The organism is Castellaniella sp. S9 (assembly GCF_027257175.1).
GTDB lineage: Bacteria > Pseudomonadota > Gammaproteobacteria > Burkholderiales > Burkholderiaceae_B > Castellaniella.
The window spans coordinates 101,286-127,300 of sequence record NZ_JAPFGD010000008.1; the positions used below are offsets into that span (position 1 = coordinate 101,286).

Sequence of the window (26,015 nt, forward strand, 5' to 3'; positions counted from 1 at the left end):
ATGAAAACCCCGCCGGTACGCATCAAGCGCGTTTATGAGGAAGCCGCCGAGGCCGACGGCTTCCGCGTCTTCGTCGACCGCCTGTGGCCGCGCGGGGTCTCCAAGGATGCCTTCCACTACGACCTGTGGTGCAAGGACCTCGCCCCCAGTCCGGCGTTGCGCACCTGGTTCGGGCACAAACCCGAGCACTGGGACGGTTTCCGCGAAGGTTACGCCTCCGAACTCCATGAGGCGGCATGCCAGCGCGCGATGGGCGAGGTGTTTGCCGCGGCCAAGGGACGCCCGATCACGCTGGTCTACGGGGCGCGCGACCCCGAGCACAACCACGCCTTGATCCTGGCCGAGGAAATGAGCGCCTATGCCAGGCGCCACAAGACCTGAAGGGGAGGGCGCCATGGTGCTGCTGTATTGGGGGGCCGACACGATGTGGGTCCTGATTGCCGTCGGGCTGATCCTGCTGCTGGCGGTGGTCCTGGGGATCCAGGCACATCGCATGCGGGTGCTGGGCGGCAACGAGGAACTGCCCGGCATGCGTGGCGAGGTGACGCAGGCTTCCGATTCGCGGGGCCGCGCCTATGCCTTGGTGCGCGGTGAAATCTGGCGCGTGCATACGCGCGAGCCCCTCGCCGAGGGCGACGTCGTGCGCGTGCGCGCGGCGCGCGGCCTCACGCTCGAGGTCGAGCGCCTGGGCGAACCTTCCGCGCGGGGCGTCGACGAATCTTCCACGAATCAAGGGGGTGGATCATGATTTTTCTGGACATGGACGTGGGCCTGAGCATCCTGGTCCTGGTCATCCTGGTGGTGATGCTCTTCAAGCTGTTCCGGATCCTGCGCGAATATGAACGGGCGGTGATTTTCACGCTGGGCCGCTATACCGCCACCCGCGGGCCCGGCCTGGTCATCGTGATCCCGTTCCTGCAGCAGATGGTGCGGGTCGACCTGCGGGTGGTGACCATGGATATCCCGCCGCAGGACGTGATCTCGCGCGACAACGTCTCGGTGCAGGTCAGCGCGGTGGTGTATTTCCGGGTCGTGGCGCCGGAAAAGGCGATCATCCAGGTCGAACATTACCTCGAGGCGACCAGCCAGCTCGCGCAGACCACGCTGCGCGCGGTGCTGGGCAAGCACGAGCTCGACGAGATGCTGAGCGAGCGCGAAAAACTCAACCACGACGTGCAGGCCATCCTCGACGCCCAGACCGACGGTTGGGGCATCAAGGTCACGACGGTCGAGATCAAGCACATCGACCTGAACGAAACCATGGTGCGGGCAATGGCGCGGCAGGCGGAGGCGGAACGCGACCGGCGTGCCAAGATCATCCACGCCGAGGGCGAGCGCCAGGCCGCGCAGGCCTTGCAGGACGCCGCCCGCACTTTGGCGCAGGAGCCCTCCGCCATGCAGCTGCGCTATCTGCAGACGCTCACCCAGGTGGCGGGCGACAAGTCCTCGACGCTGGTCTTTCCGGTGCCCATCGACCTGCTGGCGGGCTTCCTCGGCAAGGTCGCGCCGCCGGCCGGCGGCGAGGATCCATTGGGTACGCCGCGCAATTGATCCGGCCGCGGGCGCGGTCAGTCGGCGGCCGCGGGCTCCTCGCCCAGCAGCTGGCCGATCGCCGCGCCCACCCGCAGGTCATCGAGCGAGCCGAAGTGGTGCAGGCGGATGTCGCCCGCCTGGTCCAGCACGATGAGGCTGGGGGTGCCCTGCAGCCGGTAGGCCTGCATGGTGAGCGGTATGGGGTTGCCCTTGGGATCGGTCATGTCGATACCGACCGGGAAGGTGATCCGGTATTCGTGCAGGAAGGCCTTCAGGGCGACCTCGCCCATGGCCTCGTGGTGCTCGAAGACCGTATGCAGGCCGATCACGCGCACGCGTCCCCGCGGAAACGCGTTGTGGATCGCCTTGGCCTGCGGGATGCCGTGGGATACGCATCCGGGGCACAGCATCTGGAAGGCATGCAGCACGACGACCGAGCCTTTCAGGCTTTCGAGGTCCAGGGGCTCGTCGGTGTTCAGCCACCGGCCGACCTGCAGGGCGGGCGCATGTTCGTAGTAGGGCATGAAGAACTCCGTGAAAGCGGCTGTCCGGACCCGGGGGCCGTGGACCTCATGCTTATCATAAGTCCCGCGCCGTGTCAGGGAAAGCTTACGCTCAGTACTGATATTTTGCCTCCCGCCCCGACCGGCATGGTGTAATGACCGAAGCGCCCGACGCCCTGCTGCGGACGGGTGGCTTATACTGATTCGAACCTTTCCAAGAACGACTTCATTCCCGGAGATTCACAATGAAGCTACCCGCGATCGCCCTGTGCGCATCCCTCCTGGCGATGGGCGGTGCCGCACACGCGGCGCCCGATTACGCCCAGGTCAAGGACATCCTCACCAAGAACGCCTGTCTGGCCTGTCACGCCGTCGACAAGAAGGTCATCGGTCCCGCCTACCAAGACGTCGCGGCCAAGCGCAAGGGCGAGGCCGATGCCGCCGAGGTCTTGACCAAGCACATCCGCTCGGGCAGTTCGGGGGTCTATGGGCCGATCCCGATGCCCCCCAATGCGGGCATTTCGGACGCCGATATCCAGACTGTCGTCGAATGGCTGATCGCGGGCGCGCCCCACTAAAGGCGGCGCCGTGGACGACCCTGTGCCGGCCGTGTGTCCCAGGGCCCGCACAGGGTTTTTCATTTTGACATCAATGACATATTCAGGCGCACCATGAAGAGAGCACACCCCATCGCCGGGCTGGAGCCCCAGTCCATTTCCATCGAGGTCCTCCAGGAAAAGTACGCCAAGGGCACGGAATCCAGCATCACCGAGATCCAGCAGCGCGTGGCGCGCGCGCTGGCGGCGGTGGAAAAGCCCTCCCGCCGCAAGCACTTCCAGGCCCTGTTCCTCGAGGCCCAGCAACGGGGATTCATTCCGGCGGGGCGGATCAATTCGGCGGCGGGCACCGACCTGTCGGCCACCCTCATCAATTGCTTCGTCCAGCCGGTGGGCGATTCGGTGTCGGCCGCGGTGGACGGCCGCCCGGGCATTTACGATGCCCTGCAGAAGGCCGCCGAGACCATGCGCCGCGGTGGCGGCGTCGGCTATGATTTCAGCCACATCCGGCCGGCGGGCGCGGCGGTCAAGGGCACGGCCTCCAAGGCTTCCGGGCCGGTCTCGTACATGCGCGTCTTCGACCGCTCCTGCGAGACCGTCGAGTCGGCGGGCGCCCGGCGCGGCGCGCAGATGGGCGTGCTCAGCGTCACCCATCCCGACATCGAGGCCTTCGTGCGCGCCAAGCAGACCAGCGGCGAGCTCACCAATTTCAACGTCTCGGTCAGCGTCACCGACGCGTTCATGCGCGCCGTCGAGGCCGATGCCGCCTTTCCCCTCACGCATCCGGCCGAACCGGGCACGGACCTGCTGGCGGCCGGCGCCCGAAGGCGCGAGGACGGCCTGTGGGTCTACAAGGAAATCCGCGCGCGCGACCTGTGGGACGAGATCATGCGCTCGACCTACGACTATGCCGAACCCGGCGTGCTGTTCCACGACCAGATCAACCGCGAAAACAATCTGCACTATATCGAGGTGCTGGAGGCCACCAATCCCTGCGGCGAGCAGCCCCTGCCGGGGTATGGCTGCTGCTGCCTGGGTTCGATCGACCTGACGCGCTTCGTGCGCAATCCCTTCGGCTTCGACGGCGATCCCGAGGTCGACTGGGAGGGCCTCGCCGAGGTCACGGGCCTGGCCGTACGGATGCTGGACAACGTCCTGGACGCCACGGTGTGGCCGCTGCCCGAGCAGGCCGCCGAGGCCGCCAACAAGCGCCGGGTGGGCCTGGGCGTGACCGGCCTGGGCGATGCCTTGATCATGCTGCGCCTGGCCTATGACAGCGACGAGGCCCGTCGGCTGGCGGGCCGCTTCGCGCGCGAGGTGGCCGAGGCCGCCTACCGGGCCTCGGTGGCCCTCGCCCAGGAACGCGGCGCCTTTCCGCTCTTCGAGGCCGAGCCCTACCTGGCCAGCGGCTTTGCCCAACGCCTGCCCGAGGATATCCGGCAGGCGATCCGCGACCATGGGATCCGCAACAGCCACCTGACGTCCATCGCGCCGACCGGCACGATTTCGCTGGCTTTCGCCGACAATGCCTCCAACGGCATCGAGCCGCCGTTTTCCTGGACCTACACCCGCACCAAGCGCATGGCCGATGGCGGCAAACAGGACTATGTGGTCGAGGACCATGCCTATCGCCTGTACCGCCTGATGGGCGGCGACGTGTCCGCGGGCCTGCCGCCGTATTTCCGCACCGCGCTCGAGATCTCGGCGCAGGATCACGCCATGATGGTGGCGGCCGTCAAGGACCACGTCGATGCGGCGATCTCCAAGACCGTCAACGTCGCGGTCGACTATCCCTACGAGGATTTCAAGGACCTCTACCTGCAGGCCTGGAAGCTCGGCCTGAAAGGCATCACCACCTACCGTCCCAGCGGCAAGCGCGCCGCCGTCCTGTCGGTCGCGCCCGTCGTCGAGGCGCCCCAGCCCGAGGCGATCCTGCTGTCCGAGGCCGACCGCCGCCTGGTGCTCAAGCGCACCATCGAGCCGGTGTTGAACAGCCTGCGCTGGCCCAGCCGCCCGCGCCTGCCGCGCGGCGCCTCGGCATGGGCGTCGGACACGATCGAAACCCCCGACGGCAGTTTTGTGGTGTTCGTCTCGGACCTGACCCGGCGGCCCTTCGAGGTCTGGGTCAACGGCGCGCGCCCGCCGCGCGGCCTGGGGTCGGTCGCCAAGATGCTCAGCCTGGACATGTACACCGACGACACGCCGTGGCTCAACCGCAAGCTCGAGGTCCTGGCGCGCACCAACGGCGGCTCGCCCTTCCAGATCACCGACCCTGAAACGGGCGAACCCGTGTGGATGCCCTCGACGGTGGCCGCGCTGGCGCGCCTGGTGGGTTTCCGCCACCGCAGCCTGGGCATCGACCACGATGGCGGCGGGGACTCGGCCATGATGGACGCCCTGATCGCCCCGCGCGAACCCAAGACCGGCACCGACGGCACCATGGGCTGGATCTGCGACGTGCTCAATCCGGTGACGGGCGACGACTTCGTGTTGATGATGAAGGAATTGCGGATGCCCGACGGCTCGACGCGCCCGTACTCCGTGTGGGGGGCGGGCAAGTTCCCGCGCGCCTTCGAGGGCTTGTTCAAGCTGCTCAGCCTGGACATGCGCATCGTCGATCCCGCCTGGATCGCCATGAAACTGCGCAAGCTCCTGAAATATGCCGAACCTCAAGGCGACTTCCTGGCGCGCGTGCCGGGCAGCGACAAGTCCGCCTCCTTCCCCTCCACCGAGGCCTACATCGCCCGCCTGGTCATCCACCGCTACGCGATGCTGGGCATCCTGGACGAGCAGGGCGAACCCCTGGAACAGATGGGCGTCGTGCAGGCCGAAACCGACGAGGGTGCGCCGCGTGCCCCGCAGTCCGAGGCCCTGGTCGCCATGGTCGGCGCCGAATGCCCCGAATGCCACCTGCACCGCGTCATCAAGAAAGACGGCTGCCAGTTCTGCACCCATTGCGGGTATCAGGGGGTGTGTGGATGAAACAGGCACGGAATGGTCCCTGCGGACCATTCCGTGCCTGTTTCATCCGAGCGGCCTGCAGGCCGCGAGGTGGACAGCCGCTTCGGCTTGAGACCTCCCGCACCAACACTCACCCCAGAGGTGTCATAATCCGGTCACCATTCCGAACGCACACCCCACGATGAACCACGCATACGATGTATTGATCGTCGGCAGCGGCCTGGCGGGCCTGACTGTCGCCCTGCATCTGGCCGCCGACAAGAAAGTCGCGGTCCTGTCCAAGAAGGCCCTGCTCGACGGCGCCAGCAACTGGGCGCAGGGCGGAATTGCCGCGGTGCTCGATTCCCAGGACAGCCATGACGACCACATTGCCGACACGCTGGTGGCCGGCGCGGGCCTGTGCGACGAGGCCGCCACCCGCGCCATCGTCGAGGGCGGACGTTCGGCGATCGACTGGCTCATCGACCTCGGGGTGCCGTTCACGCCCGACCAGGGCGCCGAACTGGGCTTTCACCTGACCCGCGAGGGCGGCCACAGCCAGCGCCGCATCATCCACGCCGCCGACGAGACCGGCCACCTCGTGCAACTCACCCTCGAGCAGCAGGTGCGCGCGCACCGCAACATCACGCTGCTCGAGCGCCATTCCGCCGTGGAGCTCATCACCAGCCGGATCCTGGGCGGCAGCAAAACGCCCGGCGAGGCCTGCGCGCCCGCGCGCTGCCTGGGCGCCTACGTGTACGACGAGGACCGCGACATCGTGCACACCATTCTGGCCTCGCAGGTGGTCCTCGCCACGGGCGGCGCGGGCAAGGTCTACCTGCATACCAGCAACCCCGACACCTCCACCGGCGACGGCATCGCCATGGCGTGGCGCGCGGGCTGCCGGGTGGCCAATATGGAGTTCATGCAATTCCATCCCACCTGCATGTACCACCCCAAGGCGAAATCGTTCCTGATTTCCGAGGCGCTGCGGGGCGAGGGCGGGGTGCTGCGGCTGCCCGCCGGGGCGGGCGCCGAGGCGGGCAAGCGCTTCATGCAGTGGCACGACGAGCGTCTGGAGCTCGCGCCGCGCGACGTGGTGGCGCGCGCCATCGATTTCGAAATCAAGAAGCACGGCCTCACCCATGTCGAGCTCGACATCAGCCACCGTCCGCCCGAGTTCATCCGCGAGCATTTCCCCACGATCCACGCGCGCTGCCTGGAGTTCGGCATCGACATGACGCGCGAACCCATCCCGGTGGTGCCCGCCATGCATTTCACCTGCGGGGGCGTGGTCATCGATCTGAACGGGTGCACCGATATCCCGGGCCTGTATGCCGTCGGTGAAACGGGTTACACCGGGCTGCATGGCGCCAATCGCCTGGCCAGCAATTCCCTGCTCGAATGCCTGGTGATCGGGCGCAACGTGGCGCACGACATCGATCGCCGCGAGGACGCGCCGCCCCATGCGCCCAGCGAGGTGCCGGCCTGGGACGACAGCCGCGCGCGGGACTCCTCCGAGGCGGTCTTGGTGACGCATGCCTGGGACGAGGTGCGGCGCCTCATGTGGAACTACGTCGGCATCGTGCGCAGCCAGAAACGCCTGGGTCGTGCACGCCAGCGCATCGCGATGCTGGAGCAGGAGATCGAGGATTACTACCAGGCCCACCGCGTGACCAGCGACCTGCTGGAATGCCGCAACCTGGTCCAGGTGGCGGCCCTGGTGGTGGGCAGCGCACTGCTGCGCAAGGAAAGCCGGGGCCTGCACTATTGCATGGATTTTCCCTGGATGCTGCCCAAGGCCTTGCCCACCGTCCTCACGCCCGAGGAAGGCTTCCGCTAGGGATCCTCAGACGATGCGCATGGAATAGTCGATGGCCTTGAGGTCCTTGGTCAGGCTGCCGATCGAGATGCGATCCACGCCGGTCAGGGCGATGGCGCGTATGGTGTCGTGGGTGATGCCGCCCGAGGCTTCGAGCAGGGCGCGCCCGCGGTTGACGCGCACGGCGTCGGCGAGATCCGCCAGGCTGAAGTTGTCCAGCAGGACAGAAACCGCACCCGCCTCGAGCGCCTGATTCAATTCATCGAGCGTTTCCACCTCGATCTGGATCGGCACGTCGTGCGGCAAGGCCATGGCGGCGCGCAGGACGGGCCCGATGCCGCCGGCTGCGGCGATGTGGTTTTCCTTGATCAGCACCCCGTCATACAGCGCCAGGCGCTGGTTGCGTCCGCCGCCGACCCGGACTGCGTATTTCTGGCCCAGCCGCAGGCCCGGCAGGGTCTTGCGGGTATCGAGGACGGCGGCGCGCGTGCCGGCGATCAGGTCCACGTAGCGCCGGGTGGCCGTGGCCACGCCGGAGAACATCTGCAGGAAGTTGAGCGCGGTGCGCTCGGCGGTCAGCAATGCGCGCGCCGGGCCGCGCAGCCGGCACACCGTCGAACCGGGCGCCATGAGGTCGCCCTCGGCATGATCCCAGTCGATGCGTATGCCGTCGTCGACGCGGCGCATGACGGCCTCGAACCAGGGCGCGCCGCACAGCACCGCCGCCTCGCGCACGATGACCCGGGCGTCGTCGATCCGGCCGGCGGGAATCAGCAGGCCCGTGACGTCGCCCTCGCCGACGTCCTCGGCCAGCGCGCGGTCGACGTTGGCGTCGAAGGCGGCCTGGAGATCGGGCGGGAAGGGGGCGTAGGGGTTGCGCAGCGTGGAGCCCGGCGCGTGCGCCGGGGCGCCTTCGTGTGGCGCGTTCATGCGGGGCCGACGCCTGAGAACAGCGCCTGCTCGCGGGCCAGGTCGGGGCCGGGCAGCACCTTGCGGCCGCGCTGCGCCGCAAAATCCAGCATGCGGTCGATGCAGACCTTGGCCTGCCGGCCCAGGGCCGGATCCAGCTGGACCTCGTTGTGGCCGAATTCCAGCGAATCGGCCAGGCCCTTGAGCGAATTCATGGCCATCCACGGGCAGTGCGCGCAGCTCTTGCAGGTGGCCGACTCGCCGGCCGTGGGGGCGGCGAGGAAGACCTTGTCCGGGGCGGCCTGGCGCATCTTGTGCAGCAGGCCCTGGTCGGTCGCGACGATGAAGGTCGACGCCGAGGATTCCTGGACGGCGGCCAGCAGGCGCGACGTCGATCCGACCACGTCGGCCTGGGCGACGACCGATGCGGGCGATTCCGGATGCACGAGGACCAGCGCGTCGGGGTGTTCCTCGCGCAGCAGATCGAGTTCGACGCCCTTGAATTCGTCGTGCACCAGACAGGATCCCTGCCACAGGACCATGTCGGCACCCGTCTGGCGCTGGATGTAGCCCCCCAGGTGGCGGTCCGGCGCCCACAGGATCTTGTGTCCCTGGCGATGGAGTTCGGCGACGATGTCCAGGCCGATCGACGAGGTCACCATCCAGTCGGCCTGCGCCTTGACCGCGGCGCTGGTGTTGGCATAGACCACCACGATGCGATCGGGATGCTGGGCGCGGAACTGCCTGAAAGCGATAGGGTCGCAGCCGAGGTCCAGCGAACAGGTCGCATCCAGGTCGGGCATGAGGATGCGTTTTTCCGGGCTGAGGATCTTGGCGGTCTCGCCCATGAAGCGCACGCCGGCCACGACCAGGGTCCGTGCCGGATGGTCGCGCCCGAAGCGCGCCATTTCAAGTGAATCCGATACGCAGCCGCCGGTTTCCTCGGCCAGATCCTGGATATCGGAATCCACGTAGTAGTGCGCGACCAGCACGGCATCGCGGGCCTCGAGCAACGCGCGGATGCGGTTTTTCTGGAACTCGCGCTCGTCTGCGGACAGCGGCGGATTGACCCGGGCCCAGGCCTCGGCCACGGTGATGGCGCCCGAGGCCATGTCGGGCTGGTCGAATTCGATGATCTTGTTGCGGGACGACATGATGTGCAAAGAAATTGACGCGGGGGTAACACCCATCATACGTCAAAAGAGGGAGTCAGCGCCGCGCGGACGCCATCGGCCGTAGGGATATCGCCGGACGCGCTATAATCCGCCCGCACCCGTCATCGGGGAGTAGCCGCTGCGCGTACGCGCGCAGGCATGCGTCAACACACTTGGCCGTCCGGCCGTGGCGCATGCAGCCCAGTGCCTGGCAAGACCTTTGACTGCGCCTTTCCGCCGCATGGGGCCGGGGAGAGCGTAGTCGCGCCAGCCCCGATTTCACGACATGGATGCATTCCTGATTTCCACCGGCATCGTCGCCCTGAGCGAAATGGGCGACAAGACGCAGTTGCTGGCCATCGTGCTGGCCGCCCGCTTCAAGCGCCCATGGACCATTTGCTTCGGCATCCTCATCGCCACCCTGGTCAACCACGCGGTGGCCGGCCTGCTGGGCGTCGGCGTGGCTTATCTGCTGGACCCCCACGTCCTGCGCTGGGCGGTCGGCCTGTCCTTCCTGGCGATGGCGGGGTGGCTGCTGGTGCCCGACAGGCTCGAGGCCGAAGCCACGGCGCGGCCGACGAACGGCCTGGGGGTGCTGGGTGCGACCCTGGTGATGTTCTTCCTGGCCGAGATGGGCGACAAGACCCAGGTGGCAACCATCGCGTTGGCGGCCCGTTACCATGACTTGGCGGCGGTCGTCGGCGGCACCACGGCGGGCATGATGCTGGCCAACGCGCCCGCGGTATTCCTGGGCGAAGCCATCGCCCGGCGGGTGCGGATGAATCTGGTGCACGGGATCGCCGCCGCCGTCTTCGCCGCGCTCGGTGTGCTCACGCTGTTGAACGTGGGTCAATTCTTCTAGCTTCCTCTATACTGGCGCCTTTCGTTTCCCCGCCCGGCGCGCGCCGGGCGACCGACTCGCCGCCGGAACCTCACCCATGCTCGATATCCTCGCCATCATCGGGCCGCTGTTCGTGGCCATCGCCGTGGGGTTCGCCGCCGTCAGGCTGGGGGCGCTCGACAAGGCCGACGTCCGCGTCCTCGGCAAGTTCGTCATCTATTTCGCACTGCCGGCCCTGCTGTTCAAGGCCTTGTCCGAACGGGCCTTCGGCGAGATCATCAATCTCGATTACCTGGCCGCCTATGCGTTGGGATCCCTGGTCACCTTGGGGGTGTGCGCCGCGGGGGTGCATGTCCTGCTGGGCGCCTCGCGGGCCACCACCGGGATGATGGCCATGGGGGCGGCGCTGTCCAACAGCGGCTTCATCGGCTTTCCGGTGATCACGCAATTCCTGGGGGCGGACGCCACCATTGCGCTCGCCCTCAGCATGCTGGTCGAGAACCTGCTGGTCCTGCCCATCGCCCTGGTCATCGCCGAGCCCGCCGGCGGCCAGGGCCGGGGCAGGGCGCGCGCGCTGGCCGGCGTCCTGTCGGGCCTGCTGAGGAATCCGCTGGTCCTGGCGATACTGGCGGGTTTCGCCTGTTCGCTGTTGCAGGTCCGGCTGCCGGCGCCCCTGGGGCGGGTGGTGGACATGTTCGCGGCCGCATCGGGCGCCGTGGCCCTGTTCGTGATCGGCGGCACGCTGGTGGGGCTGCGCCCCGGCGGGGATCTGCCGCGGATCGCCTGGGTCACCATCGGCAAGCTCGTGCTCCATCCGGTGGCCGTGGCGCTGGCCTTCCTGGTGTTCACGCCCGCCGATCCGATCCTGCGCATGGCCGGCGTCATCGCCGCCTCCGTGCCGATGTTCAGCGTCTTTCCGATCATCGGGCAGCGCTATGGCGAGCAATCATGGTGCGCCTCGGCGCTGCTGGTGGCGACCGTGGCCTCGTTCGTGACCATGGCTGCGGCGATGTGGCTGGTGGGCCAGCCGGGCTAGGGCGCGCGTCCGGCACCGGGCGGCGCCTGGCGGCGGCTCGCGCCGTCCGCGCGTGCCTCGAGGAAATTCCGGCTCAGCAGCTGCGTGGCCGCCTCGGCTGGCACGGGACGGCTGAAATGATAGCCCTGCAGCCGCATACAGCCGTACAGGCTCAGGCGGCGGACCTGCTCGGCGTTCTCGGCGCCCTCGGCGATCACGTCCAGCTGCAGGGCTTGGGCCAGCTGGATGATGGCGCGCACGATGGCGGCGCTCTCGGCATTGGTCAGCAGGTCGCTCACGAAGGAATGATCGATCTTCACCCGGTCGACCGCCAGGCGCTTGAGGTAGGTCAGGCTGGAATAGCCGGTGCCGAAATCGTCGATGGACAGCTTCACGCCCATGCGCTTGAGGCCCTGCAAGGTGTCCTCGACGGCTTTCACGTCGCGCAGCAGCATGGACTCCGTCAGTTCGAGGTCCAGCAGCCGGGCCGGCAGGCCGGCGTCGGCCAGGGCGGATGTGACGCTTTGCAGCAGCGTGCCGCGGCGCAGTTGCAAGGCCGATAGATTGACCGCGATCATCACCGGATGGCCGTGCATGAGCCAGACGCCCGCCTGCCGGCAGGCCTCGCGCAGCACCCATTCGCCGATGGGTATGATCAGGCCGCTGCTCTCGGCCAGCGGGATGAATGTCGCGGGCGGAATCATGCCCAATTCGGGGTGGTTCCAGCGCAGCAGGGCCTCGAACCCGAACAGGCCGCCATGGCGGATATCGACCTGCGGCTGGTAGTGCAGCGACAGCTCGCCATTGTCCAGCGCATGCCGCAGCAGCCCTTGCAGGCGCAATTGCTCGAGGGCGTGGTCGCTCATCCCGCCGGTGCAGAACTGGAACGCGTTGCGTCCCTTGTCCTTGGCGTGGTACATGGCCGCGTCGGCTTTCTTCAGCAGCAGGTCGAAGATCTCGCCGTCCTCGGGAAACACGCTGATCCCGATGCTGAAACTGATCGGCACCACATGCCCGTCGATCCGGAAGGGCGCCTCGAACGCATCGATGACCGCCTGCGCCCGTTCCTCGATCCGGCCGCGCTCGCGCGTCTCCTCGAGCAGGGCCACGAACTGGTCGCCGCCGTAGCGCCCGATCATCGCGACGCCGGCCACGCGCCGGCGCAGGCGCTCGACGGCGCGGACCATCAAGCGGTCGCCCAGGTCGTGACCCAGCGTGTCGTTGATCTGCTTGAAATTGTCCAGGCCGAGGAACAGCAGGCCGATCATGGCGCCCCGGGCCCGCGCGGCGCGGCCGGCGTCCTCGAAGCGCCGGGCCAGCAAGAGGCGGTTGGGCAGTTGTGTGAGGGGATCGTGGTAGGCCAGGAAACTGAGCTGTTCGGCCGCGGCGTCGTGCTTGGCGCGCGTGCGCAGCGTCTCGATGCCGAAGGCGAGGTCCGCCGCCAAGTCGCGCAGCAGGCTCACCTCCTCTTCGTTGAACGCCCGTGGCCGGGTGGAATAGATGGACAGGGCGCCGCAGACGCCGGCCTGACCGATCAGGGGCAGGGCGATGCTCGAACCGAGTCCCCGCGCGCGGGCGAAGGCCTCCCAGGGCGCCGGCCCCGAGCCTTGCCGATAATCCTGGATCAGCACGGTTTCGCCGGTGCGGATGGCGGTCCCGCAAGGGCCCTGGCCTTCGGGCGTGTCGGCCCAGGATATTCGGCTGAACCCGGTATATCCACGGGTCAGCCCTTCCTGGGCCACCAGGCGCACGCTGCGCGTCGCGTCCATTTGGGCATAGCCGACCCAGGCGAAGCTGTAGTCCCCCCGCCGTACGAGCAGGCGGCAGATTTCGTTGAGCAGGCGACGCTCGTCCTTTGCGCGAAACAGCGCCACGTTGCAGGCACTGAGCAGTTTCAGCGCGCGATTCAGGCGGCGGGCCTGGGCTTCCTCGGTCCGATACCGGCCGGCCAGTTCGCGTGCCAGACGATGGGCGCGTTCGCGGCCGGAGGCCAGCAGCCAGGCGATGATGGCCGAGAGCAGGCTGGTGGCGACGCCGGCCACCGTGATGAGGCGCGCGTTCGAGCCCGCCAGCAGCGCCTCGAACCCGGGCAGCGAGCGCGCGGCCACGGTCCACGGCTGTCCGATGGCGTCGATGCGGGCATTGGCCCGGAACGCGGCCTGCTCCAGGGGTGCTGTCGTCAGGCCGGCCAGCGAGTCGTAGAGCAGGGCGTCGGCTGTGGCGGGATCTCCATCGTATATCTTGAAGCCGAGGGCGGCGCCGGTCTCGCCGAACTGCTGCTCGAAGATGCCGCTCATGAAGGCGGGCATGCGGAAGGTGGCGTGGATCCAGCCCTCCAGGTTGGCGCGCCGCTCGGCGGTCGACTCATGCGCGCGGCCATTGGCGTAGATCGGCAGGAACCACAGGAATCCGGCATCGGCATTCGCCCCGGGAGCCAGGGCGGTGATGCGGGGGGTCTCGGCCAGCCTATCCTCGTCGCGGGCGCGCTCCATGGCCGGCCGCAGCCGGGGATCGGCGAGCATGTCCAATCCCAGCCGGCGGCGGTTGCCGTCGTTCATGGGTTCGAGGTAGAGCGTGGCGGAATAGGCATCGCGTTCACCCGCCGGATGTACGGTATACCTTGTATATCCCTCGGCGCGGACGCCGTGCTCGTGTTCCCGCAGCGCCGCGGGGGCCAGCGCGATCGAATAGCCCAGCGACTGGAGGCCCGGATAACGCTCGGACAGGCGCATCTGGTTCGCGTATTCATGAAACTCGTCGCGCCTGACGGTGTCCGAGGCCGCCCACAAGGCCTTGGCGCCGCGCAGCACCTGCTCGTAGCCGCGCAGGCGCGCCTCGATATCGCCGACCAGCGCGTCGATGCGCGATTGGAAATGCGCGGCGGCTTCGGCGCGGTTGGTGGCTTGCACACTGTGGCGCAGGCCATAGGTGATCCCCAGGCCGGCGATCAGGACGAGACAGGCAACCCGCCATGGCGCTCGCAGGAGCATCGGTGTCGAAAGCGGTCTGGCGACGGAATCCACCTCGCGACGGTCCTCCTGTAGATGCGGGCCCCCTGTTGATTATAGAGGCCGGCGGCCGGCTGCGGAGGCACAGCGATAATTGATGCTTCAAATGGGAAAATCGGTTACGATTTTTTTCGTCCATGCGGACTCGACGATAAAACAACGACGCGGCGCGCACGCGATGTACGCCGTTCGCAGGGCACGGTTTCTTGCGCGGACCGGGCCTTGCAGCGCCCGGAGAATGCCTTGAAGACAAAGAGAAGCGCGGTCCTGCTGGCCGTATCGACGACGCTGATCCTGGCCGCATGCGACGGCGGCGGAACCGGCGGACAACAGCAGCAGGCCCAGAACCAGCCGCCGAACATTCTCTTTGTCATCATGGACGACGTCGGCATCGACCAGATGGCGTCCTTCGGCTATGGCGGCCTGACGGCGCCCAAGCTGCCCAATATGGACGCGGTGGCCAAGGCCGGCGTGCGCTTCCGCAATACCTGGTCCATGCCGGAATGCTCGCCGGGGCGCGCGGCGTTCTTTGTCGGCCGCTATCCGATCCGCACCAACATCTACCAGGCCATCGGCCCGGCCGACCTGGCCAATTCGCAGTTGTCGCCCTACGACATGACCGCGCCCAAGATGCTCAAGCAGGCCGACTACGAAAGCGCGATGTTCGGCAAGTTCCACCTGGCCGGACCCGAGAATAACGAGGCGGAAAACGCCACGCCCAGCGTCCTGGGCTGGGATCATTTCTATGGCTGGATCGGCGGATTACCGGGCTCGATCGATACCCAGGCGGGAAATGATGCCAACGCCCTGAAAACCTATCAGTGCGGCTTCGTGCCGGGCAACGGGGGCGTCGCAGGTCCCGGCATCGGCGTCGGCGACGTCAATTACGGGGCCTGCCGCTATGCCGACAACACCTGCTCGATGGTCCGGCGCACCGATCTGCGGCAGGACCCGGCCGGATTGCAGTGCCTGGACTCCGGAGGCATCTTCGTGCCCGGCACGACTTGCGCCGATCCCGCACCCGGCACGCTGGCCTTCAACCGCCAGAACGGCTATTACGTCTCGCCCCTGGTCATCATCGACGGCGACACGGTTGAGGCGGTTCCGCTGACCGATCCGCGGGCGCGGGGCTACCGCACGCGCATCGAGACCGACGCGGCGATCGACTGGATCAAGTCGCGCCCGGCGACCCGGCCCTGGATGGCGACGGTCAGCTACAGCGCCCCCCATACCCCCTGGCAGCAGCCGCCCGGGGATCTGCTGGCCGGGAAGCTGTCGATCAGTGGCGGCCTGGACTGCACGGACATGGGGGCCGGCCGCATCATCCAGAACGAGATGACCGAGGCCATGGACACCGAGTTCGGGCGCCTGCTGGTCGAAACCGGCCTGGCGAGCCGCGCCGCCGACGGCAGCCTGCTCTATGACCCCAAGGCCGGCAACACCGTCATCGTGATCGTCGGCGACAACGGCACCCTGGGCTCGGCGGTCAAGTCGCCGTTCCAGCAGGACCGCGCCAAGGGCACCGCCTACCAGACCGGGGTCTGGGACCCGCTGATCATCGCCGGCCCGCAGGTCGCGCAGCCCGACCGCGACGTCGAGCACATGGTCAACACCGTCGACCTGTTCCAGTTCTTTGGCGAGGTGGCCGGCATCGACGCGCACCAGGCGGTGCCGCGCACCATCGATTCGGTCGGCATCCTGCCCTACCTCAAGGATCCTGGGCAGGGCAGCCTGCGCACCATCAACTTCACCATCGGCGGCTACAACACCCAGGCCGACGGCGCGCGCAATGGCCCTTGCGTGGTGTCGCTTGCGGGCGGCGCCAGCTGCACCCAGATCCCGGTGTCCAAGAGCGTCTGCGAGGACAATATGGGGGTCTGGTGGGGGCCGGGATATGACGATGGCTCAGTTGTTGACACTACGCCGGTGGGGGCCGGCTATCTCAGTTGCGCGGCCGTGAATGAGGCACTGGACGGCGACGGCCAGCCCATGATCACCATCCTGCCCGAGATCTCCGCCGCGATCCGCAACGACAAATACAAGCTGGTCGAGAACACGGTCCAGACCTACGTTCCGGGCACCGGGATTATCGACCCGGTAGTGACCAAGGAATTCTATGCGGTCGACCAGGCCGTGCCGACGCCCAAGCTCGACAACGACGACGTCATCTTGTGGAAGACCGGGGACCCTGACTTGCCGGCAGGGGAGGCCAAGTCCGCGTTCGACGCGCTGAGCGCCAAGTACGACGAGATCATGGCCTCCAACCCGCCGTGCCCGGGGGACGGCAACTGGGACGGCGTGGTCGACAGCCGCGACATGGTCAACTGGGCGCGGATCGCCAAGGACTGGGGATTGTCCAGCGTCTATGATTTCGTGTTCGCGCCCGCGGACGCCACCAAGCTCGACGGGGTGACCGATACCGCCGACCAGGCGGTCATCGACGCCAATATGAACGTCACCTGCGACCGTAGCCATGGCGTCTATTGACCGACGCCGCCGCCTGCTGGCCGCGGGCGGCGTGGTGCTCGCGGCGGCGCTGGCGGCCGGCGCCGCGGCCTGGTCCGCCCGGCCCGCACCTGCGCCCGCCGCGCCGGTGGCGGTCCTCGGCGACGGTGTCTCGACACCCGCCGGCATGGCCTGGATCCCGCCTGGCGAATTCCTCATGGGCAGCGACAGCAAGCTCGCCCAGCGCAACGAGCGGCCCTCGCATCGGGTCGCGCTGCAGGGTTTCTGGATCGACGTCACCCACGTCACCAATGACCAGTTCGCCGAGTTCGTGCGCGAGACCGGCTATGTCACCACGGCCGAGCGCAAGCCCGATTGGGACACCATCCGCGTGCAATTGCCGCCCGGCACGCCGCGCCCGCCCGACGAGGTGCTGGTGCCCGGGGGCATGGTCTTCGTTGGCACGCAGGTGCCGGTCAATCTGCGCGACTACACCCAATGGTGGCGCTACGTGCCGGGGGCCGACTGGCGCCATCCGCAAGGGCCGGGCAGCTCGATCGAGGGCAAGGGCGACCATCCCGTGGTCCAGGTCACGTACGCGGACGCGCTTGCCTACGCGCAATGGGCCGGCAAGCGCCTGCCGACCGAGGCGGAATGGGAATACGCCGCGCGCGGCGGCCTGGAGCAGACCGACTTCGCCTGGGGCGACGAACCCCTGCCGGACGGCCGGATGCAGGCCAACTACTGGGACGTGCGCCAGCGCAGCTTCCCGGTGGTGGACGACGCGCCGGCCGGCGCGCCCGGAACCTCGCCCGTGGGCTCGTTCGCCCCCAACGGCTACGGCCTGCTGGACACCACCGGCAATGCCTGGCAGTGGGTGGCCGACTGGTACCGGGCGGATTACTTCGCCCTGCAGGCCAAGTCGGGGCAGCCGATCGAGGATCCCCGCGGGCCGCGGGACTCCTTCGATCCCTCGGTGCCCGGCATGCCGGCGGACGCGCCCAAACGCGTCATCCGTGGCGGCTCGTTCCTGTGCAACGAATCCTATTGCCTGTCCTACCGGCCCAGCGCCCGGCGTGGTTCGGACCCGTACACGCCCATGTCGCACCTGGGCTTTCGCCTGGCCAAGGACGCGCCGCCGCCCGCATCCTGAGCGGGCGCGACGCGCGGATCGGGGAGGGCGCGCGTCCGTCCCGAAACCCGGCCCTACCGTTTGAAGGAGGGCGGCAACGTCTATGCGGCTCTTGCTGATGGTGATATCTTCGAGCAGCGCGGCATCGGTCGCCGGGGCATGATTCACACTAAGGAGTGAGACCATGAAATTCAGAACAATATTCGGAGCCGCGGCCTTGGCCATCGGTACGGCGGCCCTCGCGGCGGGACCGGCCCAGGCCAAGGACCTGAAAATCGGCCTGGTGCTGTCGATGTCGGGCCCGTTCTCAGACTACGGCAAGCAGATCCAGAACGGCATCGACCTGTTCATGGCCGAGCACGGAGACACCGTGGCCGGCCGCAAGATCCAGCTCATCGTCAAGGACGACACGGGCATGGCGCCGGCGGTGGCCAAGCGCCAGGCGCAGGAACTGCTGATCAAGGACAAGGTCGACATCCTGGCCGGCTTCGACCTGACGCCCAACGCGATGTCGGTGGCGCCCCTGGCCACCGAGGCCAAGGTGCCGATGATCATCATGAACGCGGCCACGTCCTCGATCACGGAAAAATCGCCGTACATCGCGCGCGTGTCCATGACCCTGCCGCAGGGCTCCTGGGCGATCGCCCAGTGGGCCCGAAAGAACGACATCCAGTCGGCCTACATCCTGGTGGCGGACTATGGCCCGGGGCACGACGCCCAGGACCAGTTCAAGAAAACCTTCACCGAGCTGGGCGGCAAGATCGTCGGCGAGGTGCGCACGCCCGTCAGCACGCCGGACTACAAACCCTTCCTCGAGCGCGTCAAGGATTCCAAGCCCGATGCGCTGTTCTTCTTCGTGCCGCCGGGCGCCTCCATGGTCGCGCTGGCCAAGGAATTCAAGAACATGGGCCTGGACAAGCAGGGGATCCGCGTGATGGGCCCCGGCGACATGACCGACGAGAACTCCCTGCCGGCGCTGGGCGATGCGGCGCTGGGCATGATCACCGCCTTTCACTATTCCGCCGCGCATGATTCGCCCGAGAACAAGGCGTTCGTGGCGGCGTATGCCAAGGCCTATCCCGACGGGCACCCGAACTTCATGTCCATCGGCGGCTACGACGGCATGCAGCTGATCTACAAGGTGCTGGAGGCGACCAAGGGCGACGCCGGTGGCGATGCCTTCATCGCCGCCGCCAAGGGCATGAAGTGGGAAAGCCCGCGCGGACCCATCCAGATCGATCCGGAAACGCGCGACATCATCCAGAACGAGTACATCCGCCGGATCGAACGCGTCGACGGCCAGCTGCAGAACGTCGAGTTCTTCACCTTCGAGGCCGTCAAGGATCCGGGCAAGCAACAATAAGACTCGCGGCCCGCGCCCGAGGCGCGGCCTGACGCCGACGGCGCACGGCCAGGTTCTGATCGCGCATGCCCGGCCTGCGGATCGACCTGGTCGAAGGCACCATGGGACTGCTCATGGACATGCTCGGCCAGGGCGACCTGGACATCGTCATGGGGCGGACGGTCGACGAGTTCCGTCATCGCCATCCGCGAAGAGGGAATGCCAGTCCAGAGAGAAGATTTTTTGTGTTCCAGAGGCTTTACTATAATAAATTATTCGACTATTATCGAATAATGGAAATAAAAGAAGCCGTAAAAACGCTCGCCGCGATCGGGCACGAATCCCGTCTCGTCGTCTATCGATTGTTGGTGCAAGCCGGCCCGGCAGGATTGGCCGCGGGTGAAATCGCGCAAAAGGCTGGCATGGCACCGTCGTCGCTGTCCTTTCATCTGAAAGAGCTCGTGCATGCGGGATTGCTGACATCTCGCCAAGAAGGACGCTTTGTCATCTATGCGGCGCAGTTTGACACCATGGCGGCTTTGCTTGCTTACCTGACCGAAAACTGTTGCGAGGGCGAGCCTTGCCTGCCGGCGCTGCAAGCTGCCCAGTGCGCGCCCAACAAGCTCGAGCGCAAGCGGGAACACTCTTCCTCTCAGCGAGTCGCACACCATGACTGACAAGATTTACAACGTACTTTTCCTGTGCACGGGCAATTCTGCACGCAGCATTATGGCCGAGGCCTTATTGAACAGCCTGGGTAACGGACGATTCCGCGCCTATAGTGCCGGCAGCCACCCTGGTGGGGCGGTTAACCCGTTTGCCATCGAGAAAGTCCGATTGCTCGGCTATCCACTTGAAAATCTGCGCAGCAAGAGTTGGGATGAATTTGCGCTGCCCGGCGCACCGCAGATGGATTTCATCATTACGGTGTGCGATAGCGCAGCCGGCGAAGTCTGTCCTATTTGGCCGGGTCAGCCCATTTCGGCGCACTGGGGCTTCGAAGACCCCGCCGCGGCCCAAGGCAGCGACGAAGAAAAGCGGCGCGTGTTTGAAAAGGTGTTCCGACAAATCTCGACCCGGATCCATGTGTTCATCAGCCTGCCTCTGGCCGTGCTGGATAAGGCGGCAATTCATCGCGAATTGAAGGATATCGGTGCCACCGCTGTCGAGCCGCAACAATCGTAATCTGATAGCCGCAACGCCTCTACGATGTTTGCAGCCGCCGCAATTTTTATTCTCACCCTGACACTCGTCATCTGGCAACCGAAAGGGCTCGGCATAGGTTGGAGCGCCAGCCTGGGCGCCGTGCTGGCCCTTCTCGTTGGTGTCGTGAACTGGTCCGATATCCCGATTGTATGGGGCATCGTCTGGAACGCCACGGCGACCTTCATTGCTGTGATCATCATCAGCCTGCTGCTGGATGCCGCAGGTTTCTTCGAGTGGGCGGCCTTACATGTGGCGCAGTGGGGGAAAGGTCGCGGCCGTGCGCTTTTCGCACTGATCGTACTATTAGGTGCTTGTGTCGCGGCCGTGTTTGCCAATGATGGCGCCGCGTTAATCCTGACCCCGATCGTGATGGCCATGCTGCTGGCGTTGGGGTTCGGTCCGGCCGCAACGCTCGCCTTTGTGATGGCCGCTGGCTTTATTGCCGATACGGCCAGCCTGCCTCTGATCGTGTCCAATCTGGTCAACATCGTATCGGCCGATTTTTTCGATATCAGTTTCAGCCGCTATGCGGCTGTCATGGTGCCGGTCAATATGGTGTCCGTGGCGGCAACCCTGCTGGTTTTGTATTTGTATTTTCGCAAAGACATCCCGGCCCAGTATGCGGCCACCCGACTGAAAGCGCCAAAATCGGCCATCCGGGATCCGAGAACGTTTCGGGCTGGATGGGTCGTGCTGATACTGGTACTGATCGGTTTTTTTGGGCTGGAGCCCCTGGGTGTGCCCGTCAGCGCGGTCGCCGCAGTGGCGGCGCTCATCTTGTTGGTGGTGGCAGGGCAGGGGCGCGTCATCAGTACGCACCGGGTCATTCGCGAAGCGCCCTGGCAAATCGTGATTTTCTCGCTGGGCATGTATTTGGTCGTTTATGGCCTGCGTAACGCCGGCTTGACGCAATACCTGGCGGATATGCTGACGCGATGTGCGGAGCAGGGACTGTGGGCCGCCACGCTGGGAACGGGTTTGATTGCCGCTTTTCTGTCGTCGATCATGAACAACATGCCCACCGTGCTTGTAGTCGCTCTATCGATCGACGCTAGTCAGGCGGGCGGCATCATCAAAGAAGCGATGGTCTACGCCAATGTGATCGGCAGCGATCTGGGGCCCAAGATCACACCCATCGGCAGCCTGGCCACTTTGCTGTGGCTGCATGTGCTCGAACGCAAAGGCATGCGGATTTCCTGGGGCTATTACTTCAAGGTTGGCACTGTATTGACGTTGCCCGTACTGCTCGCGACTCTGGCCGCGCTTGTATTCAGGCTCGGAGGGTAAGTACGACATTGTCCCGTCACCAACGCCGCTGCGAGAGCCGGGCAGACGTCAGAGGCGCCGGCCCTTTAGGGACATCCATTCTTGACTTTACATAATATACATTATGCGTATTAAGTCCGGGATCAAGTCACCGGCGCCGAGGCCCGCCCGACCCCTGTCGCTCGCCGCGCCGCGAAATCGTCGATCGTCCGTCGCAGGCCGTCCTCCATGCCGATGACGGGCTGCCAGTCCAGGTGGCGCCGCGCCAGCGTGATATCGGGACAGCGGCGCTTGGGATCATCCGCGGGCAGCGGCAGGAAGCGGAACGGCGCCTCCGTGCCGATCAGGTCGCCGATGCAGCGGGCGATGTCCAGCACCGTGGCCTCGCGGGGATTGCCCAGGTTCACCGGCCCATGAAACGTGGAGCCGCTGGCCATCAGGCGCATCAGGCCTTCGATCAGATCGTCCACATAGCACAGCGAGCGTGTCTGGCTGCCGTCGCCATGGATGGTCAACGGCCGTTCCCCCAGCCCCTGGACGATGAGGTTCGACACCAGCCTGCCGTCGCCCGCCGACATGCCCGGCCCGTACGTATTGAAGATCCGCGCGATCTTGGTGTCCAGGCCGTGGTGGGCGCCGTAATCGGAAAACAGGGTTTCGGCGCAGCGCTTGCCCTCGTCGTAGCACGAGCGCAAGCCCACGATATTCACGTGGCCGCGGTAGGATTCGTGCTGGGGATGGGTCCTGGGATCCCCGTAGACTTCGCTGGTCGACGCCTGCAGGATACGCGCGCCGGCCTCGCGGGCCAGGTCCAGGAGGTTGCGGGCGCCATAGACGCAGCTGAGCAGCGTATGGACGGGATCCGCCTGGTAATGCGTGGGCGAGGCCGGACACGCCAGGTTGTAGATTTCCGCCACCGGCGGATCGATCGGGATCGGCTCGACCACGTCGTGGATCAACAGGAAAAACCGGGGATGACCCGACAGATCCTCGAGGTTCTCGCGGGATCCGGTTTGCAAATTGTCCAGGCAGACGACCGTGCGGCCCTCCGCCACCAGGCGCCTGCACAGGTGCGCACCCAGAAAGCCCGCGCCGCCGGCCACCAGCACCGGTCCGGACTGAGTCGAATGTCTATTCATGCCATGCTCCTTCCTGTCGTACCCCGGTCAGCAGCGCCAGGACGCCGTTCCAATCGTCGACGAAACGCTCGATGGAAAAGCGCCGCAGCGCCGTATTCCTGGCGGCGAGGCCCCACTGCCGGGCCAATGCCGGATCGTCGATGAGCTGGCGCATGCAATCCACCAGCCGATCGCGGCGACTGTCGACATAGCCCTCCACGCCGTTGTCGATCACGTTCGGCAACTCGGTGGCGGCGATCCCGACGATGGGCATGCCCGCCATCATGGCCTCGACCAGGGACAAGCCGAGGCTGGCGTAGCGGATGGGCGAAAAGAAAAACCGGTACTGGGCCATATACGCCGGCACCTGCATGTTGGATATTTCCCCCAGGCCGCCCATGGCTTCCGACTGCATGCCGATCAGGTCCAGCGGCACTCGCCGCGCGGCCCACTCGTAGAGGTCGGCGCCCACCCTTCTGCCCCGCCGCTGCAGGTGGTTGATGGCGGTGATGCCCCGCGCCAGTTCGCCGGTGTAGAGGACGCCCGGCGGCGCGACGATGCCGTGCTCGATGACGCGCGTGCACACGCCGGGTGCCTGCCACATCAGCGCGTTGTGATGGGTGACGTGCACCAGGACGCCGTGCTCGTGCCGGAAAAAGTGCATGGTGTCGGTGGGGTGCGGCTCCGGCGGATTGTGTTCGATATAGGCGCAGGGCAGCGCCTGCTGCTCCGGTGTCAGCAAGAGCAGCCGGTCCCGTTCGAAAGCGGCGCGCGATTGGTAGATCACGCAATCCAGCGCCTCGTGCCGCAGCTCGCACGCCGGTACCTGGCGCACATTGAGGCCCCAGGGTATTTTCGTGCCCAACGCGCCGTAGCCGGACGGATCGTCCGGCAGCCGCGGCACCACGAAGTCATGCGGCAGGCGGGTCAGGGAATAGAGATAATTGCCGTGCACGTGCCAGGTGAGGATCCGCAGGCGGCCGCTCGCGCCGGCTGCGCGCGGCGCGGGATCCGCCGGGGTGCATGCCGGATCATGCATGGCCGCCCTCTTTCGCCAGTTGGATCTGCGCCGCGCGCAGGACTTGCTCGGCATCGACGCGCGTGGCGCAGGGATGCCCGAGGACCGGGCAACGGTCATGGGCGCAAGGTCGGCACGGCATGTCGGCATGGAGGACGGTATGCCGGGCGGTGTCCAGCGGTGCCCAGCGGCCCACGTCGCTGCCCGAGGCAATGACCACGCTGCGGGCGCGCACCGCGGCGGCGACGTGCGAGATGCCGGTGTCGTTGCAGATCAGCAGGGGTGCGCGCCCCAGCAGGCTGGCCAGGGTGCCGAGCTCGGTCATGCCGCCGAGATCCAGCGCCTGACGGCCGATCCCCGCGACCACCTCCGCGGTCAGCGGGCGTTCCGCGCGGCTGCCGGTGACGGCGATCCGCCAGCCCTGGCCGGCCAGGCGCCGGCCGACCGCCGCGAAACGCGCCGGCGGCCAGCGGCGCGAGGCCAGGCGCGCGCCCGGATGCATGAAGACCGTGCGGGCGGGATCGAAGCCGGTGCGCACCGCCAGGTCGTCGGCCTGCGCGTGATCCTCGGCATCGACGGGAAACTCCAGGCGTGCGTCCTCCCCTGCCGGCAAGCCCAGGTACTCCAGTAGCGCCAGATAACGCATGACTTCGGGCTGCCGGTCGGGCCAGGCCATCAGCAGCGGTGTGCGGCGCAGGCGGTCGGGCACGAAGCCCGCCCATTGCAAGGCCCCCAGGGCCTGGACGATGGCGTTGGATCGAGTGCCGCTGCCGTGCATCTGCAGGGCCAGGTCGAAGTGGCGGGCGCGCATCTCCCGGTAGAAATCGGGCAGCGCCGACAGGCGCGCCGCCTGTTCGGGAAAGCCGGGATCCCCAGGAAAATCCACCAGTTCATCGACGTAGCGGCCGAATCGCCCGATGCAGGGGCGTATGCTCTCGAGTCCGATCAAGGTGATCCGCGCACGCGGAGCCGCGCGCCGCAACGCCCTCAAGGCCGGCACGGCGCACAGGAAATCGCCCAGGTTCAACGCGCGGAAAACCGCGATCCGCCGCGGCGCGGGCGACCATACGGCCATCGGGCTCACGGCATCCCCCAGCCAAAACGCAGGATGCCCGCCATGCGCCAGAAAATGGACAGCGGCGGGATGAGCAAGGACGTCAGCAGCAGATCCGCCACGTTCCTGGAGTCCAGGGACGTGCCCTTGAGCCGGTGTGCGAAGAATCCCAGGCTCAGGGCCAGCCACAGCGCGGCGCACACACCGGCGATCATCGCCTCCCCCGACAACAGGGCCAGCACCGCGGCCGCCAGGCAGGCGGTGACCAGCAGGTAGAACCAGGGCGGGTGCTTGCGGATGCGGCGCCGGTACAGGCCGCGGTGCTTGCGATACAGCAGCACATCGAACATGACTTTGCGCTGCATGGCCAGGCCGGCGGCAAACGGCGCGGGCCTCAAGGGATGATGGACGACGGCGCGAGGCGCCCAAGCGATCCGGCAGCCTTGCTCGATGAGGGAAAAATGCAGATCGGAATCCTCGCGCCAGGCCAATCTGAAGCGCTCGTCGAAGCCGCCCACCGCCTCGAGCGCGTCGGTGCGCACGAAGCAATTGGCGGTTGCGAATTCCGCCAGCCGCAGGCCGCCGGCGTCTCTTTGCTGGTCGCTGGGCTTGTCGGGGATGGGCATGACGATGCGTCCCGTAGCGGCCGCGACGCCGGAGGTCATGGATTCCAGGCCGGACTCGAGCCAGCCGGGATCGGGGATGGTGTCATCGTCGGTGAAGGCGATGACGGGGGCGAGCGCGGCGCGCCAGCCGGCGTTGCGCGCGCCGGCCGGCCCCTGTGTGGCCGTGACGGGCAGGTAGCGCAGGCCGGGCAATCCGCCCTGCTCCACCCCCGCGCGGAAACCGTCGACGACCGTGCGGGTCGGCGCGCCGGGCTCATCGTCGCACACGATGACTTCATAGCGCTCGGGGGGCAGCGACTGGGCGGCCAGGGCCGCCAGGCAACGCCTCAACATCTCGGGGCGCCGGTAGGTCGGCACCACCACCGATACGCTGGGCGGACCGAGCCCGGGCCTGGCGCCCGCGGCGGGCGGCGTCCTGTCCGGCCTGCCGGCCAATGGCAGGTCGATGAGCGGCGTTCCCGCGGACGGGGCGGTCCCCTCCTCGGAGCGATGGCGAAAGAATAGCGTAGTGTCGGTAGCGAGCATG

At 67.0% G+C, this 26,015-nt stretch carries 22 protein-coding genes and 1 riboswitch; of the genes, 14 read left to right on the top strand and 8 right to left on the bottom strand.

From position 1 onward, the window contains the following. Genes OOZ48_RS13895 through OOZ48_RS13905 form a run of 3 tightly spaced genes read left to right on the top strand, consistent with a single transcriptional unit; the run spans position 1 to position 1,551 of the window. Positions 1 to 381 (top strand): DUF488 domain-containing protein, encoded by a 381-nt coding sequence (locus OOZ48_RS13895; RefSeq protein ID WP_269499323.1) that lies wholly within the window; start codon positions 1 to 3, stop codon positions 379 to 381. 13 nt (positions 382 to 394) lie between these two features. Beyond that, the gene (locus tag OOZ48_RS13900) at positions 395 to 748 is read left to right on the top strand and encodes an NfeD family protein (protein WP_269499324.1); all 354 of its coding nucleotides are present in this window, start codon (positions 395 to 397) and stop codon (positions 746 to 748) included. An 11-nt stretch (positions 749 to 759) separates the two neighbouring features. Next, positions 760 to 1,551 (top strand): slipin family protein, encoded by a 792-nt coding sequence (locus OOZ48_RS13905; RefSeq protein WP_442867595.1) that lies wholly within the window; start codon positions 760 to 762, stop codon positions 1,549 to 1,551. Positions 1,552 to 1,568: 17 nt separating this feature from the next. Here OOZ48_RS13905 and OOZ48_RS13910 read toward each other — a convergent pair whose 3' ends face one another. Beyond that, entirely contained in the window at positions 1,569 to 2,057 is a 489-nt protein-coding gene (locus OOZ48_RS13910; protein WP_269499330.1) for a redoxin domain-containing protein, read from the bottom strand. 224 nt (positions 2,058 to 2,281) lie between these two features. Here OOZ48_RS13910 and OOZ48_RS13915 point away from each other — a divergent pair, with 224 nt between their 5' ends. The 3 genes from OOZ48_RS13915 (at position 2,282) to nadB (ending at position 7,376) form a co-directional block, all read left to right on the top strand. Next, the gene (locus tag OOZ48_RS13915) at positions 2,282 to 2,614 is read left to right on the top strand and encodes a c-type cytochrome (protein ID WP_269499332.1); all 333 of its coding nucleotides are present in this window, start codon (positions 2,282 to 2,284) and stop codon (positions 2,612 to 2,614) included. A gap of 93 nt (positions 2,615 to 2,707) precedes the next feature. Further along, positions 2,708 to 5,575 carry an adenosylcobalamin-dependent ribonucleoside-diphosphate reductase gene (locus tag OOZ48_RS13920; protein WP_269499334.1) on the top strand — a complete coding sequence of 956 codons (2,868 nt, stop codon included), beginning with the start codon at positions 2,708 to 2,710 and terminating at the stop codon, positions 5,573 to 5,575. Between the two features lie 160 nt (positions 5,576 to 5,735). Beyond that, on the top strand, positions 5,736 to 7,376 hold the full coding sequence (gene nadB / locus OOZ48_RS13925) for an L-aspartate oxidase (protein WP_269499336.1): 1,641 nt from the start codon (positions 5,736 to 5,738) through the stop codon (positions 7,374 to 7,376). Positions 7,377 to 7,382: 6 nt separating this feature from the next. Here nadB and nadC read toward each other — a convergent pair whose 3' ends face one another. Beyond that, complete coding sequence (gene nadC / locus OOZ48_RS13930) at positions 7,383 to 8,285, bottom strand: carboxylating nicotinate-nucleotide diphosphorylase (RefSeq protein ID WP_269499338.1); 903 nt, start codon at positions 8,283 to 8,285, stop codon at positions 7,383 to 7,385. Further along, positions 8,282 to 9,418: a quinolinate synthase NadA gene (nadA, locus tag OOZ48_RS13935; RefSeq protein ID WP_269499340.1), complete on the bottom strand. Its 1,137-nt coding sequence runs from the start codon at positions 9,416 to 9,418 to the stop codon at positions 8,282 to 8,284. The genes nadC and nadA overlap by 4 nt, the downstream gene beginning before the upstream one ends. Positions 9,419 to 9,533: 115 nt before the next feature. Further along, positions 9,534 to 9,710, top strand: a riboswitch (yybP-ykoY riboswitch). On the opposite strand from nadA, the gene OOZ48_RS13940 reads away from it, so the two are divergent. Together OOZ48_RS13940 and OOZ48_RS13945 are read left to right on the top strand one after the other, a co-directional pair. After that, the gene (locus OOZ48_RS13940; protein ID WP_269499341.1) at positions 9,705 to 10,280 is read left to right on the top strand and encodes a TMEM165/GDT1 family protein; all 576 of its coding nucleotides are present in this window, start codon (positions 9,705 to 9,707) and stop codon (positions 10,278 to 10,280) included. It overlaps the preceding riboswitch by 6 nt. Positions 10,281 to 10,356: 76 nt before the next feature. Further along, on the top strand, positions 10,357 to 11,295 hold the full coding sequence (locus OOZ48_RS13945) for an AEC family transporter (RefSeq protein ID WP_269499342.1): 939 nt from the start codon (positions 10,357 to 10,359) through the stop codon (positions 11,293 to 11,295). Here the strand turns inward: OOZ48_RS13945 and OOZ48_RS13950 are convergent. Next, a complete protein-coding gene (locus OOZ48_RS13950; RefSeq protein WP_269499343.1) occupies positions 11,292 to 14,264 on the bottom strand; it encodes a bifunctional diguanylate cyclase/phosphodiesterase in 2,973 nt (990 codons plus the stop codon). The two genes, OOZ48_RS13945 and OOZ48_RS13950, sit on opposite strands and share 4 nt — an antisense overlap. A gap of 261 nt (positions 14,265 to 14,525) precedes the next feature. On the opposite strand from OOZ48_RS13950, the gene OOZ48_RS13955 reads away from it, so the two are divergent. The 6 genes from OOZ48_RS13955 to OOZ48_RS13980 all read left to right on the top strand — a co-directional run bounded on the left by OOZ48_RS13955 (position 14,526) and on the right by OOZ48_RS13980 (position 21,694). After that, entirely contained in the window at positions 14,526 to 16,769 is a 2,244-nt protein-coding gene (locus OOZ48_RS13955) for a sulfatase-like hydrolase/transferase (RefSeq protein ID WP_269499344.1), read from the top strand. Next, on the top strand, positions 16,756 to 17,880 hold the full coding sequence (locus OOZ48_RS13960) for a formylglycine-generating enzyme family protein (protein ID WP_269499345.1): 1,125 nt from the start codon (positions 16,756 to 16,758) through the stop codon (positions 17,878 to 17,880). The genes OOZ48_RS13955 and OOZ48_RS13960 overlap by 14 nt, the downstream gene beginning before the upstream one ends. 163 nt (positions 17,881 to 18,043) lie before the next feature. Further along, positions 18,044 to 19,222 (top strand): ABC transporter substrate-binding protein, encoded by a 1,179-nt coding sequence (locus OOZ48_RS13965; protein ID WP_269499346.1) that lies wholly within the window; start codon positions 18,044 to 18,046, stop codon positions 19,220 to 19,222. A gap of 272 nt (positions 19,223 to 19,494) precedes the next feature. Next, positions 19,495 to 19,878 carry an ArsR/SmtB family transcription factor gene (locus OOZ48_RS13970; RefSeq protein WP_269499559.1) on the top strand — a complete coding sequence of 128 codons (384 nt, stop codon included), beginning with the start codon at positions 19,495 to 19,497 and terminating at the stop codon, positions 19,876 to 19,878. Beyond that, positions 19,871 to 20,386: an arsenate reductase ArsC gene (locus OOZ48_RS13975; RefSeq protein ID WP_269499347.1), complete on the top strand. Its 516-nt coding sequence runs from the start codon at positions 19,871 to 19,873 to the stop codon at positions 20,384 to 20,386. The genes OOZ48_RS13970 and OOZ48_RS13975 overlap by 8 nt, the downstream gene beginning before the upstream one ends. 24 nt (positions 20,387 to 20,410) lie before the next feature. Beyond that, positions 20,411 to 21,694: an arsenic transporter gene (locus OOZ48_RS13980; protein WP_269499349.1), complete on the top strand. Its 1,284-nt coding sequence runs from the start codon at positions 20,411 to 20,413 to the stop codon at positions 21,692 to 21,694. Between the two features lie 122 nt (positions 21,695 to 21,816). Here OOZ48_RS13980 and OOZ48_RS13985 read toward each other — a convergent pair whose 3' ends face one another. Genes OOZ48_RS13985 through OOZ48_RS14000 form a run of 4 tightly spaced genes read right to left on the bottom strand, consistent with a single transcriptional unit; the run spans position 21,817 to position 26,014 of the window. Continuing rightward, the gene (locus OOZ48_RS13985; RefSeq protein WP_269499351.1) at positions 21,817 to 22,812 is read right to left on the bottom strand and encodes a UDP-glucuronic acid decarboxylase family protein; all 996 of its coding nucleotides are present in this window, start codon (positions 22,810 to 22,812) and stop codon (positions 21,817 to 21,819) included. Beyond that, positions 22,805 to 23,830, bottom strand: a complete 1,026-nt coding sequence (locus tag OOZ48_RS13990; RefSeq protein ID WP_269499353.1) for a glycosyltransferase — start codon at positions 23,828 to 23,830, stop codon at positions 22,805 to 22,807. The genes OOZ48_RS13985 and OOZ48_RS13990 overlap by 8 nt, the downstream gene beginning before the upstream one ends. Beyond that, positions 23,823 to 24,884 (bottom strand): glycosyltransferase family 9 protein, encoded by a 1,062-nt coding sequence (locus tag OOZ48_RS13995; RefSeq protein WP_269499560.1) that lies wholly within the window; start codon positions 24,882 to 24,884, stop codon positions 23,823 to 23,825. The genes OOZ48_RS13990 and OOZ48_RS13995 overlap by 8 nt, the downstream gene beginning before the upstream one ends. 5 nt (positions 24,885 to 24,889) lie before the next feature. Then, the gene (locus tag OOZ48_RS14000) at positions 24,890 to 26,014 is read right to left on the bottom strand and encodes a glycosyltransferase family 2 protein (protein ID WP_269499355.1); all 1,125 of its coding nucleotides are present in this window, start codon (positions 26,012 to 26,014) and stop codon (positions 24,890 to 24,892) included. Position 26,015: the final 1 nt, after the last annotated feature.